We start from the raw sequence: 13,540 nt of genomic DNA, 5'->3' as shown, positions 1-13,540 counted from the left end.
AAGCCTCCGATGCCCGAGAGTCCCGCGGATTTCCACCTCGCGGGAGTGCCAGATGAGTTCCAACGGCTGTGGACACCGCACCGAATGGTCTATATCAATCAGGGCGAGCCGGAGCGAGAAGACTGCCCGTTCTGTCGTGCACCTTCGATGGCTGACGACGAGTCGCTCATCGTCGCACGAGGACGCCACGCGTTCGTGCTCTGCAACCTGTTCCCCTACAACTCCGGACATCTCCTGGTGTGTCCGTACCGTCACATTTCGACGTACGATTTGGCCACTCCCGAGGAAGTTGCTGAGATCGGAGAGTTGACACAGATCGCGATGCGAGTCATCCGCTCTGTCTCGGGAAACGACGGGTTCAACCTGGGCATGAACCAAGGTGCGGTTGCGGGCGCGGGAATTGCCGCTCACCTTCACCAGCACATCGTTCCCCGTTGGGCCCAGGACGCCAACTTTCTTCCCATCATCGCCAAGACCAAGGCTCTTCCCCAGCTCCTGGGCGAGGTTCGACAGACCCTCGCGGATGCCTGGCCGGAAGCCGACACGACAGAGAATGAGCAGTCATGACTGAGGACACAACCCAGAACGAGTTCGGTTCCAACCGTGTGAAGCGAGGGCTCGCAGAAATGCTGAAGGGCGGCGTCATCATGGACGTCGTCACTCCTGAACAGGCGAGGATCGCCGAGGACGCCGGCGCGGTGGCGGTTATGGCCCTCGAACGCGTTCCCGCTGACATCCGTGCACAGGGCGGGGTCGCTCGCATGAGCGACCCAGATCTTATCGATGCAATTGTCGCCGAGGTCTCCATCCCCGTAATGGCGAAAGCACGCATCGGGCACTTCGTCGAGGCACAGGTTCTGCAGGCGCTGAACGTGGACTACATCGACGAGTCAGAGGTCCTGAGCCCGGCTGACTACGTTAATCACATCGACAAGTGGGACTTCACAGTTCCTTTCGTCTGTGGCGCGACGAACCTCGGCGAAGCGCTGCGGCGCATTAACGAGGGTGCGGCGATGATTCGTTCGAAGGGCGAAGCGGGGACAGGCGACGTCTCTGAGGCGACGAAGCACATCCGAAAGATCACATCGGAGATCCGCGCGCTGTCGGCATTGTCGAAGGACGAGCTCTATGTCGCTGCGAAGGAGTTGCAGGCCCCGTACGGGCTGGTAGCCGAGGTTGCCGCTACCGGCAAGCTCCCCGTCGTGCTGTTCACCGCGGGCGGCGTCGCCACTCCGGCCGACGCTGCGATGATGATGCAGCTCGGCGCAGACGGAGTCTTCGTCGGCTCGGGAATCTTCAAGTCCGGAAACCCAGAGCAGCGCGCAGCAGCCATCGTCAAGGCGACAACCTTCTACGATGACGCTTCAGTCGTCGCTGACGTTTCGAGAGGTCTCGGGGAGGCCATGGTGGGAATCAACGTCGCAGACCTGCCTGCTCCTCACCGTCTCGCCGAGCGTGGCTGGTAGCCCACGAGTCGGTGTCCTCGGCCTTCAGGGAGATGTGCGCGAGCATCTGCGCACGCTTGACCGTCTAGCGGTCGACGGATGCGTCGTCCGTCGACCGAACGAGGTCGCCGAGCTCGACGGGCTCATCATCCCGGGAGGCGAATCAACGGTCATCGACAAGCTGAGCAGGCTGTTCGGCCTTGCAGCGCCCATTTCAGAGGCGATCGAAAACGGGCTGCCTGTGTTCGGAACATGCGCTGGCCTCATCATGCTCGCCTCGAAGATCGAGGACGGCGTCGACGGGCAGCAGACATTCGGAGGGCTGGACGTCACCGTGCGCCGAAACGCCTTCGGCTCGCAGCTCGATTCATTCGAGACGTCCCTCCCAGTTCCCGCGCTCGGGGCGGACCCTGTTCACGCTGTCTTCATCCGTGCTCCGATCGTGAGTCACGTCGGGCCGAACGCGGAGGTGCTCGCCTCGTTGGATGACGAACGTGTCGTCGCGGTGCGCACCGGAGATGTCTTTGGCCTCTCCTTCCATCCCGAGATGGGTGATGAGCTGCGTTTCCATGAGCTCTTTGTCGCCGCTGTTCGTGACCGTACAGGCTAGACCGGCCGGTACAGGCCCTCGAGCCGCGGCTGTTCTAGAATGGTGGTACTTTTCCGAGACTCAGTGAGGGAGCACATGTCAGGTCACTCCAAGTGGGCAACGACTAAGCACAAGAAGGCGATCATCGACCAGCGGCGCGCCAAGTCCTTCGCCAAGCTCATCAAGAACATTGAAGTCGCCGCGAAGATCGGCGGCGCCGATCTTGCGGGCAACCCGACTCTTCAGGATGCCGTGCAAAAGGCGAAGAAGACCTCGGTGCCCAATGACAACATCGATCGCGCGATCAAGCGTGGAGCTGGCCTCACCGGCGAGACGATCGATTACACGACCATCATGTACGAGGGCTACGGTCCGAATGGCGTCGCGCTCCTCATCGAATGTCTCACAGACAACAAAAACCGCGCTGCAGCGGATGTCCGTACTCTGATGACTCGCAACGGCGGCACGATGGCAGATCCTGGCAGCGTCGCTTACAACTTCGCACGCAAGGGCGTCATCGTCGTACCGCAGGAAGGCACGACGGAAGACGATGTGCTCGCCGCCGTGCTGGACGCCGGCGCCGAGGAAGTCCAGGCAGAGGGCGAGTCCTTCGAGGTCATCACAGAGGCGACCGATCTCGTGCCCGCGCGCAGTGCTCTGCAGGAGGCTGGAATCGACTACGACTCGGCTGACGTCGCCTTCGTTCCGAACATTAAGGTCGAAATCGATGCGGACACTGCTCGAAAGGTCTTCAAGCTCATCGACGCGCTGGACGACTCGGACGACGTCCAGAACGTGTACAGCAATTTGGATCTGACTCCCGAAGTACAGGCCCAGCTTGAGGAAGACGACGACTGACGCGTGAACCTGCGTGTGCTCGGCATCGACCCGGGGCTGACGCGGTGCGGCATCGGCATTGTCGAGGTGCGTCCGAACCGAGAAGCGACGCTTGTGCACTTCGGAGTCATCCGGAGTTCACCGGATTCACCGGTCGAGAAGCGTCTGGTCACAATTGCGCAGGGGATCGACGCGATTCTCGACGAGTATCTTCCGCACGCGGTCGCTGTCGAGCGCGTCTTCGCACAGCACAATCTACGCAGTGTGATGGGCACCGCGCAGGTGAGCGGTATCGCACTCGCGGCCGCTGCACGTCGGGATCTCAGAGTGGGGCATCACACCCCGTCTGAGGTCAAAGCTGCGATCACCGGATACGGCGCCGCGGATAAACAGCAGGTCGCCTTTATGGTCGCTCGCGTCCTGAGACTTGCCTCTCCTCCGACTCCGGCGGACGCAGCGGATGCTCTTGCTCTGGCTCTCTGCCATGCATGGCGACGAGGCAGTTCGCTCAGTGGCAGCGGTTCCCCCGCTTCGACGCCGGCTCAACGAGCATGGCTTGAAGCAGAGAAGTCCGCTCGACGCGGTCGTTGACAGCGAGCCTCCCGACGACGTCTTACGTGCCGCATAGGCTGGGGTCGTGATCTCATCTGTACGTGGCCCAGTCTTATCCGCCAAGGGCGGCAACGTCGTCGTCGAAGTTGGCGGTGTCGGACTCGCTGTTCAGGTGACGCCCGAGCACGCCCTCGCGCTGCGCGTCGGCGACACAGCGTTTATCCACACGAGTCTGATCGTGCGCGAAGACGCTTTAAGCCTCTTCGGCTTCGAGACTTCCGAACAGCTGGAGATCTTCCACCTTCTGCTGAGCGTCAACGGAGTCGGTCCGAAGTCAGCGCTCGGAGTCCTCTCAACGCTGGGCCCTGGCCAAGTTGCCGCAGCGGTCGAGAACGAAGACGACAAGGCTTTTCGGAAGGTGAGCGGAATCGGGCCAAAAACCGCGAAGCTGATCATCGTCTCCCTCGCGGGCAAAGTGACCGGACTCATCGAACACAGCGAGGAAACACCGAACGTCGCCCCGGGCGCAGGAAACGATGTGACGGCAGCGCTCACGAGCCTCGGGTGGCCTGAGCGTACTGCTGAGACAGCGGTTGCAGATATTCTTTCCGCGCAACCCGATATGGCAGACGCTCCCGTGCAGACCTTGCTGCGTCTTGCACTTGCCCAGCTCGGGCCCGCTGCGTCGAAGGGAGGTCGTCAGTGACGGAAGAAGAGATTACGGCTTCCGAGGCTCTGTCCGAGGCCGAGCTCGCGTTCGAAGGCGCACTTCGGCCTCAGAATCTCGACGAGTTCGTGGGCCAGCCTAAGGTGCGAGGGCAGCTGGAGTTGCTCCTCAAAGCTGCGAATCTCCAAGAGAGAACCCCCGATCACATCCTTCTCGCTGGTCCTCCCGGGCTCGGTAAGACCACCCTCGCCATGATTGTGGCGCACGAGTCGGGACAACCTCTCCGGATGTCGAGCGGCCCCGCAATCCAGCATGCCGGCGACCTTGCCGCCGTCCTGTCGAGTCTCGTACCGGGGGAGGTTCTCTTCATCGATGAGATCCACCGAATGGCACGATCGGCCGAGGAGATGCTCTACCTCGCTATGGAGGACTTCCGCATCGACATCATGGTTGGAAAGGGGCCCGGAGCCGCGTCAGTTCCTCTCGATCTCGCGCCGTTCACGCTCGTCGGTGCAACGACGCGATCGGGTCTCCTGCCCAACCCCCTCCGCGACAGATTCGGGTTCACGGCGCATCTCGAGTTCTACGACGCCGAGGATCTGGAGAAGGTGATCGCGCGAGCGGCTCGCATGCTCGAGTTCGACATTGACACTCGTGCTGTCTCAGAGATCGCAGGGCGCTGCCGCGGCACTCCTCGAATCGCCAATCGTCTCCTTCGACGGGTGCGCGACTACGCGCTCGTGCATGAAACAAGGGGAGACGTGGATGCAGTGCAGGCGGCGCTCGAACTCTACGACGTCGACGCTCTGGGCCTCGACCGTCTCGACCGCGCCGTGATGAATACGCTCCTCACTCGTTTCAACGGCGGCCCGGTCGGGCTCAGCACACTTGCTGTCTCCGTCGGTGAGGAAGCGGAAACGGTCGAAAGCGTCGTGGAACCATTCCTTGTTCGCATCGGTCTGATCGCTCGTACACCCCGAGGACGAGTCGCCACCGATATCGCGTACCAGCACTTCGGCGTAGCGCGTGCACAGGAGTCGCTACCGATCGATACCCTATAATCGACTCTGGCCCACCGGTCGCCCCAACCCAAGCGGTGTTTAGCCGCGGAAAGCCGTGCATTTATATGGACCCCTTAACTATCGGCATGCTGGTCATCCTGGCTGTCCTGATCTTCTTCATGTTCCGCAACAGCAAGAAGCGGAAAGCAGAGCAAGAGGAGATGCGAGCCAAGATGGTCCCCGGCGCCGAGGTGATGACGAACTTCGGGCTCTTCGGCACCATCCTGTCGATCGATGAAGACGACAACAAGGTGGAGCTGCAGGCGGGGGAGGGCACCGTCCTGACTCTTCACCGTCAGGCGATCGCGCGCGTCGTCGAGGCTGAAGAAACTGTCGAGGAAGAGCCCGTAGCAGACGACGTCGAAGAGGCGTCGGCGGACGACGACAACAAGAACGACAACGCGTAGTCCTCTCGTGAGGCCCTCTCGTGCCTCCGGAGAAGAAAGCTGAGAACACAGGTGTCCCCTCGCTCCACCCCGTCGCGTCAGGCGACCAGATCCCTCTCCTGGCTCGGATTCATCTTCATCGTCCTCATCGGCGTGCTCGTCGGCGGTGTTCTCTGGGGAGGAGCATCCTACGTTCCGAAACTCGCCCTCGACCTTGAGGGCGGAACGCAGATCATCCTTGAGGCGCAGGTCGAAGACAGCTCGACAGTTTCGCAGGAGCAACTCGATCAAGCTGTGTCGATCATCCGTCAGCGCGTCAACGCGTCCGGTGTGACTGAGGCGGAAGTGACCACCGAGGGCGGTCGCAACATCGTCGTCGCCATCCCTGGTGTCGCTGATCAGGAGACTCGGGATCGCGTCACGGCTACCGCAAAGCTGTCGTTCCGCCCCGTCATCATGGCTGGTGAGCCATCGAACGAGTTCGTGGGAGAAGACGGGCAATCCACTCCGTATCCGTCACCAGCGCCGACCGTACCGAACGAGCCAACCGCGAAGCCGACAGACGCGAGCGATGACAGCTGGATCACTGAGAAGCTGCAGCAGGAGTACCAGGCGTTCGATTGCGACGCGGAGCACGATGGGGCCAACGCGCCAGCCGATCAGCCCCTCATCGCCTGCGAGGCGGACGGCACCGTGAAGTATATTCTCGGTCCCGTTGAGGTGGAAGGCGCGAACATCAGCGATGCAACCGCCGGTATGGAGACGACTCAGACTGGCGCCACGACGGGTCAATGGGTCGTCAACCTCGAGTTCAACAAGGTCGGAGCGAAGAGCTTCGCCGATGTGACCTCCCGTCTCACTGGCAAAGAACCGCCGAAGAACCAGTTTGCGATCGTCCTTGACGGCGAGGTCATCTCAGCACCTCGCTCCATGGCCGTCATCTCCGACGGCAAGGCACAGATCAGCGGAAACTTCACGGAGGACTCCGCCAAAGCCCTCGCTGATCAGCTGAAGTACGGTGCTCTCCCGATTAACTTCAAGGAGATCAGTTCGAATCAGATCTCGGCGACCCTCGGCTCGGCTCAGCTCGAAATCGGGTTCATCACCGGACTCATCGGTCTGCTTCTCGTCGTGATCTACACGCTCTTCCAATACCGACTGCTCGGCTTCGTGACGATCTTCTCGCTTATTATCGCCGGGGCACTGACGTATCTGGTGATCGCCATTCTGTCGTGGAGGGAGGGATATCGGCTCTCCATGGCAGGAATCGCCGGTCTGATCGTCGCCATCGGTTTCACCGTCGACTCATTCATCGTCTACTTCGAGCGAATACGTGACGAACTGCGTGATGGCCGTGGTCTCGAGTCAGCTGTCGAGGCCGGCTGGAAGCGCGCACGACGCACGATCTACTCTGCGAAGGGCATCAACCTTCTCGCGGCAGTGGTCCTCTACGTGCTCGCAGTCGGCAACGTTCGCGGATTCGCGTTCACTCTTGGCGTCACAACCATCATCGACGTCCTCATCGTCGTCGTATTCACGCACCCCATGCTCCAGCTGCTCGCACAGACACGGTTCTTCTCCAGCGGACATCCGCTCTCGGGGCTCGATCCTGAAGCGCTCGGGGCGGTGTACCGCGGTCGCGCGCAGTTCCGAACACCTGTTGCGGCAAAGCGCAGCAAGATCGCGTCATCCAGCAAGGAAGCGCAGAAGCGGCAGACGATCGCCGAGCGCAAACGGGCCGAGCTCTCATCAGCCGGTTCGAAGAACGAGGAGAAGGATTCCTAATGGCCAGCTTCGTTCGTTTCGGAAACGATCTCTACACGGGAAAGCGCTCCGTCAACTTCGTTGGGAACCGTCGTGTCTGGTTCACCGTGGCAGCTTTGCTCGTGATCGCATCGATTGTCGTCCCATTCATCAAGGGCGGCTTCAACTTCGGGATCGAATTCACCGGAGGCTCGCAGTTCACGATCTCCAACGCGAAGACAACCGACCAGAAGCCCGGTACGGATGCCGTGGCTGAGGTGGTCCCTGACGCGGTCGCGCGCGTCGTCGTCGTTGGCGACGCCGGCATCCGCATTCAGACCGATCAGCTCACGCCTGCCGAGACGGTCGAGCTCACTCAGAGACTTGCAGATGCGTACGGCGTCAAGAAGGAAGACGTTAACACCAACTTCGTGGGCGCCACGTGGGGGAGCGACGTCACCAAGATGTCGCTCACAGCACTCGTCATCTTCCTCGTCCTCACGTTCATCATCATGGCGCTCTACTTCCGGACCTGGAAGATGTCCGCTGCAGCGATCATCACCCTGTTCGATGTGCTCATCATCACACTGGGTGTTTACGCTGCATCCGGCTTCGAGATCACGCCAGCTGCAGTGATCGGATTCCTGACGATCTTGGGCTACTCCCTGTACGACACGGTGGTTGTGTTCGACAAGATCCGCGAGAACACCCACGAAGATGGAGAGGACTCTCCGCGCACGTTTGCCGAGTCCGTGAACCTCGCGGTCAACCAAACGCTCGTGCGCTCGATCAATACGTCAGTCGTCGCGGCGCTGCCTGTCGCCGCGATTCTCGTTCTCGGTGATTTCGTACTCGGCGCAGACACGCTCCGCGACATCTCGCTTTCACTCTTCGTCGGCATCCTCGTCGCGACGTACTCGACAATCTTCGTGGGGGCGCCACTCTATGCGCTGTTCCGCCAGAATGAACCGGACATCAAGCGTCGAGACCAGCGTGTCCTCGCCGCGCGCGAGAAGGCTCAGAAGGCGGCGTCGGTCAGCTAGTCTGCGCTCAGGGCAGTATCCTTGAGAGTTCAGGGAGGTGTTCCGCAGATGACAGAGGCGACTTCGACGCAGTCCGCGTCCCTTAGGCGGCTTGTACCGCGGATCTTCTCACGCGCTCAGCCCGTGGGAGCAGTCGACCGACTCATCAGAACGGTGAGGATGCACCAGCCGAAGGCTGATGTCTCCATCATCGAGCGCGCATACGCCGTCGCGGAACATGCCCACCGGGAACAGAAGCGACGCAGTGGTGAGCCATACATCACTCATCCGGTTGCCGTCGCTCAGATCCTCGCCGACCTCGGCATCGGGTCGAAGACGATCGCCGCAGCACTCCTCCACGACACCGTCGAAGACACGGAGTACACACTCGACGAGCTTCGAGCAGAGTTTGGCGATGAGATCGCCATGCTTGTCGACGGGGTCACCAAGCTCGACAAGGTGAAGTACGGCGAAGCCGCTCAGGCAGAGACCGTCCGCAAAATGATCGTCGCGATGTCGAAGGACATCCGCGTCCTCATCATCAAGCTCGCGGACCGTCTGCACAACGCGCGCACCTGGGGCTTCATGCCCCCGGAGAAGGCCGCGAAGAAGGCGACTGAGACACTCGAGATCTACGCTCCACTCGCGCACCGGCTCGGCATTCAGGCGATTAAGTGGGAGCTCGAGGACCTCTCGTTCGCCGTGCTGCAGCCCAAGATCTACGCAGAGATCGAAAGCCTCGTCAAGCAGCGCACTCCCAAGCGCGAACAGTTTATCCAGAAAGTCATCGATGCGATCAACGATGACCTCAAGGCGCAGAAGATCCGGGGCAAGGTCGTCGGGCGACCGAAGCAGTACTACTCGATTTATCAGAAGATGGTCGTGCGTGGTCGCGACTTCGACGACATCTATGATCTGGTCGGCATACGCGTACTCGTGAACACGGTGCGCGATTGCTACGCAGTGCTCGGCGCAATTCACGCTCGCTGGACGCCGATTCCCGGTCGTTTCAAAGACTACATCGCCACTCCGAAGTTCAATCTCTATCAGTCGCTCCACACGACCGTGATCGGGCCCGAGGGCAAGTCAGTAGAGATTCAGATCCGCACCCATGAAATGCACCAGCACGCCGAATACGGTGTAGCTGCGCATTGGAAGTACAAAGAACGGATGAACGGGGGAAAGGGCACCGGCCCGTCCTCCGAGACAGATCTCGCCTGGCTCGCCCATATCTCAGATTGGCAGGCCGAGACAGCCGATCCGAGTGAGTTCTTGGATTCGCTTCGCTTCGAGATCGGCGCGAAGGAAGTTTATGTCTTCACACCGAAAGGCCGCGTCATCGGGCTCCCGTCGGGGGCGACACCCGTCGACTTCGCCTACGCGGTGCATACCGAGGTAGGGCACCGCACAATGGGGGCGCGAGTCAACGGCCGTCTCGTGCCGCTCGAAACCGCTCTGGCGAGCGGCGACGTCGTCGAAGTCTTCACCTCGAAAAACCCCGATTCAGGGCCGAGTCAGGACTGGCTCACGTTCGTCAAGAGTCCCCGGGCGCGCAACAAGATCCGTCAGTGGTTCACAAAGGAGCGACGAGACGAAGCCATCGAGCAAGGCAAGGACGCGATCGCGCGAGCGCTGCGCAAGCAAAGCCTTCCGCTACAGCAGATGGATTCGCTCAGCGAAGTCGCGTCGCAACTCCACTACAACGACGTGTCAGCGCTGTATGCGGCGGTCGGCGAGGGGCACGTGTCAACCCAGTCGGTACTCGAAAAGGTCTCCGCAATCGTGCACGGAGATGCTGAATCCGAGCACACAGTTATCGACATTCCAGCAACCGGACGCCCGCGATCGCGCCAGACAAGCAGTGATTCGGGCGTCCTCGTCCGTGGCGCACCCGATATTCTCGTCAAGCTGGCGAAGTGCTGCACTCCTGTCCCGGGAGACGAGATCGTCGGGTTCATCACTCGGGGTTCCGGCGTATCAGTCCACCGCTCGGACTGTCACAACGTGCAATCGCTGCTCAAGGAACCCGAACGTATGATCGACGTCGAGTGGGCTCCAACGTCCAAGGGGCTCTTCCTCGTGAACATCCAGGTGGAAGCACTGGACCGCGCGGCACTCCTCTCAGACATCACCAGGGTGCTGAGCGAACATCACGTCAATATCCTCTCTGCGAGCGTTTCGACCTCGAATGCACGGCTCGCCATCAGCCGTTTCGTCTTCGAGATGGGAGACACGACTCATCTCGAACGAGTGTTGAACGCCGTCCGGCGTGTGGAGGCCGTCTACGACGTCTACCGGGTGAAGAGCGGCTAGCCGAAGAGCGGTACGCTCGGCATCTGACAGCCATCGGAGGCATATCCCTCGATCTCACACAGCCATGCGACGCCCTGCGCTTTGCCAGGCCGCTGCGATGCGGCTGCGAGCTCGTGTCGAGCATTGCGGATTCGCGAGACGTCTCCTTCGCAGAGTGAGATCACGAGTGACGCATCGCCAGCACGGCGAGTAGGGTCCATCGCCAGGTCGAGGATCGTGCGCAGACGAGTCGTCGCACCGAGCTTCGCGGTGGAGATCGAAACGATCTCACGAGACGTCAACCGTATCTCTCGCGTGCGTATCCCCTCACGCAGACTTCCGCCCGTCCTGCGCCCGATCTCGCACACTTCAAGTGGTGCTTGCACGCGCGTGCAGGCACCATGAGCCCACGCGGCAGTGCGTCCGACGACGACGGCCCCGCGCGGGACCGATCTCTCCAGCGCTTGGAGCCTCAATTCCAAACCGTCAGGTTCGTCGACAGGAGCGAACCCGTCGAAGATGCTCCAGAGCATACCGTCGAGTCGCGCAGCGCTGAGCAGTGCGAGCGGAAGGTCCGACTCGCGGAGGACAGTAGGGATCAGGCGCCTCATGCCTCCATATTGCCGACTTCAACCGGGTCTCAGACGGCGAGAAGACGGTTCTGTGGAGTACCGTTCACGGTACCGAGGATGTGGACAAACCCTAGTCGACGACGTTCAGCCACTCTCGCTGAGTCTTGAGGGCTTCCTCCGCTTCCGCGGCGCGACGCTCATCGCCCTTCTCCCGCGCTTCGGCAGCTTCGCGCTCGAGCTTCGCGATCGACTCGTGGAGTTGCGATGCGAGTCCTTCAGTGCGAGCGATCTTGTCCGGGTTGTTCTTGTGCCACGCTTCCTCGTCGCGTCTGCGCACGGACTGCTCGACCTTGCGCAGGCGTTCTTCAACGCTTTTGACCTTGTCGCGGGGCACTCGGCCGATCTCGTCCCAGCGCCGCTGGACTGATGCCAAAGCGGCCTTCGCCTTATCCAGATCGGTCTCATTCAGGATCGGCTCTGCTTCATCAAGGAGAGCAAGCTTCTGTGTCAGGTTCTCCTGATACTCCGCCTCGTCCCGCGCATCCAGTTCAGCCTTTGCAGCGTAGATCTCATCACCTGCGGCTTTGAAGCGGGCCCACAGCGCATCATCCTGTTTGCGACCGGCGCGACCGGCACGCTTCCACTCGTCAAGCAAACGACGGTACCCGGGAATTCCATCGACCCCGCGCGGAATGAGCTCCTGCGCCTGCTCGATGAGCGCCTGCTTGCGCTGCTTCGCCTCGCGGTGTTGAGCGTCGAGCTGTGCAAAGAAAGCACGACGCTCCTGCTCGATGTGAGTGCGAGCTGTGCGGAACCTCTTCCAGAGCGCGTTCGCCTGCCCCTTCGGCAATCGCGGACCTTCCTGCTGGTGGGCCTGCCACTGAGCGAACAGTTCGTTCACTTGCGCCGTCATCTGCTTCCACTGAACGCGCGCCGGGTCCTGCGAAGCAAGCTGTTCGATCGACTCAACGATGCCCGTACGGTGGGCGATCGCCTGATCGAGAGCCTGCTTCGCTTCCTCCTGCTGCTGTTCGCTGAGTTCGTCCACGGTCGTGTCGAGTGCGTCGACGCGTGAGCGGAGAGCAGCGATGTCTCCCACAGCATTCGGCTCGCGCAGAGTCTCCTGAAGCGACGCAACGGCCTTCGCGATATCAGCGGCCGGGGCACCTCTCTTGGCGCGCTGCTCAAGGAGCGTCACCTGCCCCTCGAGGTCAACGTACTTGCGCTCAAAGTAGGCGAGCGCTTCCTCCGGCGTCCCGTCGGGGAACTGACCGACCTCGCGCCAGCTTTCTCCTTCTCGCACGAACACCGTTCCGGTCTCGTCTGCGCGACCCCACGGCTGCTCTTGTGTCTCTGTCACGTGCCTCTACCTTGTTGTGTGAATACGGCCGCCGGGGCGGCCTCGAAAGACTGGTCTCCCAGACTATTATGCGGGGCGCAGCAGCGCCGATGGTCTCTATTCAACCGTTATGCCGGAGATGATCGTCTCGACCGCGGGAGGACCATCGGCCGAACCGTCCGCGGTTCCCTTGGAGATGACCTCCTTCTTGAGGTCGTCAAGTCCGCTGGTCACCGTGCCGAGAACCGTGTAACCACCCGCTTGGTCTGACGGAATCGTCGTGTCCTCGTAGACGATGAAGAACTGGCTGCCCATGCTCTCGCCGTTATTGCCCTGCCGGGCCATCGCGATAGTTCCGGCGGGGTAGACATCGTCGTCTGGAGCGTTCTCAATGGGACCCCACGAGTATCCCGGCCCGCCGCTGCCGTCGCCGTTGGGGTCCCCGCACTGGAGCACTCCGAATCCCTCAGACGTTGTCAGGCGATGGCAAGACAGATCGGCGTAGAAGTTCTCTTGGCTCAGGTAGACGAAGTTCGAGACTCCCTGAGGTGCTGCTTTGCCGTCGAGGCTGATGCCGAGGGGGATGCCGTTGATCGTCAGTGTCCCCGTCCACTCGCGGTCTTCGGCCAGCGACGCATCAGGCAGAGAGTACTTCTGCGCGGTTGCGGAGGGCGACGGCGCTGCTTCAGGGCTGCCGGGGCCGCCAGTGAAATAGAAGACCTGGGCGAACGATGCACCGACGGCAACGAGTACGACGAGAACCCCGGCGATCCAGTTATCCCGAATCCGCCGCTTTCTCCGGTGCTCGTGCACCGTCTGCCGCGCCTGGTAGGCCCGCAGGCGTGCTCGATCGCGACGCACTCTCTTCTCGTCGTTCTTGCTTGACGCCACAGATTCCTCCAGTGTGATGGCCGACGCCCGATTGCGCGGTCCGTCGTCGCGTTTGAATCTGCGACGATTCCCCCAAGAACTTTACGGGGAGGCGGGCGCAGGGTGCAAAGGCACGCTGACGCACACTGTCAGGGTCTGCGGATA

General features: G+C 61.4%; 14 protein-coding genes. 11 read left to right on the top strand and 3 right to left on the bottom strand.

The features are described 5' to 3' along the window. Positions 1-9 precede the first annotated feature (9 nt). The 11 genes from ACSAGD_RS06780 to ACSAGD_RS06730 all read left to right on the top strand — a co-directional run bounded on the left by ACSAGD_RS06780 (position 10) and on the right by ACSAGD_RS06730 (position 10,615). Entirely contained in the window at positions 10-567 is a 558-nt protein-coding gene (locus ACSAGD_RS06780) for an HIT family protein (RefSeq protein WP_437585132.1), read from the top strand. Then, the gene (gene pdxS, locus ACSAGD_RS06775) at positions 564-1,466 is read left to right on the top strand and encodes a pyridoxal 5'-phosphate synthase lyase subunit PdxS (protein WP_437584953.1); all 903 of its coding nucleotides are present in this window, start codon (positions 564-566) and stop codon (positions 1,464-1,466) included. The genes ACSAGD_RS06780 and pdxS overlap by 4 nt, the downstream gene beginning before the upstream one ends. After that, positions 1,456-2,055: a pyridoxal 5'-phosphate synthase glutaminase subunit PdxT gene (gene pdxT / locus ACSAGD_RS06770; RefSeq protein WP_437584952.1), complete on the top strand. Its 600-nt coding sequence runs from the start codon at positions 1,456-1,458 to the stop codon at positions 2,053-2,055. Before pdxS ends, pdxT begins: the two co-directional genes overlap by 11 nt. A gap of 75 nt (positions 2,056-2,130) precedes the next feature. Further along, positions 2,131-2,892, top strand: coding sequence for a YebC/PmpR family DNA-binding transcriptional regulator (locus ACSAGD_RS06765; RefSeq protein WP_437584951.1), 762 nt, complete (start codon positions 2,131-2,133; stop codon positions 2,890-2,892). A gap of 3 nt (positions 2,893-2,895) precedes the next feature. After that, positions 2,896-3,462, top strand: coding sequence for a crossover junction endodeoxyribonuclease RuvC (gene ruvC / locus ACSAGD_RS06760; protein WP_437584950.1), 567 nt, complete (start codon positions 2,896-2,898; stop codon positions 3,460-3,462). A 46-nt stretch (positions 3,463-3,508) separates the two neighbouring features. Further along, on the top strand, positions 3,509-4,129 hold the full coding sequence (ruvA, locus tag ACSAGD_RS06755) for a Holliday junction branch migration protein RuvA (protein ID WP_437584948.1): 621 nt from the start codon (positions 3,509-3,511) through the stop codon (positions 4,127-4,129). Next, on the top strand, positions 4,126-5,151 hold the full coding sequence (gene ruvB / locus ACSAGD_RS06750) for a Holliday junction branch migration DNA helicase RuvB (RefSeq protein ID WP_437584947.1): 1,026 nt from the start codon (positions 4,126-4,128) through the stop codon (positions 5,149-5,151). Before ruvA ends, ruvB begins: the two co-directional genes overlap by 4 nt. An 86-nt stretch (positions 5,152-5,237) precedes the next feature. Next, entirely contained in the window at positions 5,238-5,558 is a 321-nt protein-coding gene (yajC, locus tag ACSAGD_RS06745) for a preprotein translocase subunit YajC (RefSeq protein WP_437584946.1), read from the top strand. A gap of 51 nt (positions 5,559-5,609) precedes the next feature. Continuing rightward, the gene (gene secD, locus ACSAGD_RS06740) at positions 5,610-7,322 is read left to right on the top strand and encodes a protein translocase subunit SecD (RefSeq protein WP_437584945.1); all 1,713 of its coding nucleotides are present in this window, start codon (positions 5,610-5,612) and stop codon (positions 7,320-7,322) included. Next, positions 7,322-8,323, top strand: coding sequence for a protein translocase subunit SecF (gene secF, locus ACSAGD_RS06735; protein ID WP_437584944.1), 1,002 nt, complete (start codon positions 7,322-7,324; stop codon positions 8,321-8,323). The genes secD and secF overlap by 1 nt, the downstream gene beginning before the upstream one ends. Positions 8,324-8,371: 48 nt before the next feature. Next, positions 8,372-10,615 (top strand): RelA/SpoT family protein, encoded by a 2,244-nt coding sequence (locus tag ACSAGD_RS06730; protein WP_437584943.1) that lies wholly within the window; start codon positions 8,372-8,374, stop codon positions 10,613-10,615. Here the strand turns inward: ACSAGD_RS06730 and ACSAGD_RS06725 are convergent. The 3 genes from ACSAGD_RS06725 to ACSAGD_RS06715 form a co-directional block, all read right to left on the bottom strand. Then, positions 10,612-11,205, bottom strand: coding sequence for a hypothetical protein (locus ACSAGD_RS06725; protein ID WP_437584942.1), 594 nt, complete (start codon positions 11,203-11,205; stop codon positions 10,612-10,614). The two genes, ACSAGD_RS06730 and ACSAGD_RS06725, sit on opposite strands and share 4 nt — an antisense overlap. Before the next feature lie 91 nt (positions 11,206-11,296). Further along, positions 11,297-12,526: a DUF349 domain-containing protein gene (locus ACSAGD_RS06720; protein ID WP_437584941.1), complete on the bottom strand. Its 1,230-nt coding sequence runs from the start codon at positions 12,524-12,526 to the stop codon at positions 11,297-11,299. 96 nt (positions 12,527-12,622) lie between these two features. After that, on the bottom strand, positions 12,623-13,396 hold the full coding sequence (locus ACSAGD_RS06715; protein WP_437584940.1) for a peptidylprolyl isomerase: 774 nt from the start codon (positions 13,394-13,396) through the stop codon (positions 12,623-12,625). Positions 13,397-13,540: the final 144 nt, after the last annotated feature.

This window comes from Paramicrobacterium salitolerans (genome assembly GCF_051513965.1).
Taxonomy (GTDB): Bacteria; Actinomycetota; Actinomycetes; order Actinomycetales; family Microbacteriaceae; genus Paramicrobacterium.
This window is presented reverse-complemented; position numbering and strand designations above follow the sequence as displayed.

What these genes read in the sequence shown, in the direction of transcription:
- ACSAGD_RS06780 (WP_437585132.1), top strand. Translation starts at nt 10, where the DNA reads ATGCCCGAGAGTCCCGCGGATTTCCACCTCGCGGGAGTGCCAGATGAG.
- pdxS (WP_437584953.1), top strand. Translation starts at nt 564, where the DNA reads ATGACTGAGGACACAACCCAGAACGAGTTCGGTTCCAACCGTGTGAAG.
- ACSAGD_RS06765 (WP_437584951.1), top strand. Translation starts at nt 2,131, where the DNA reads ATGTCAGGTCACTCCAAGTGGGCAACGACTAAGCACAAGAAGGCGATC.
- yajC (WP_437584946.1), top strand. Translation starts at nt 5,238, where the DNA reads ATGCTGGTCATCCTGGCTGTCCTGATCTTCTTCATGTTCCGCAACAGC.
- secF (WP_437584944.1), top strand. Translation starts at nt 7,322, where the DNA reads ATGGCCAGCTTCGTTCGTTTCGGAAACGATCTCTACACGGGAAAGCGC.
- ACSAGD_RS06730 (WP_437584943.1), top strand. Translation starts at nt 8,372, where the DNA reads ATGACAGAGGCGACTTCGACGCAGTCCGCGTCCCTTAGGCGGCTTGTA.
- ACSAGD_RS06725 (WP_437584942.1), bottom strand. Translation starts at nt 11,205, where the DNA reads ATGAGGCGCCTGATCCCTACTGTCCTCCGCGAGTCGGACCTTCCGCTC.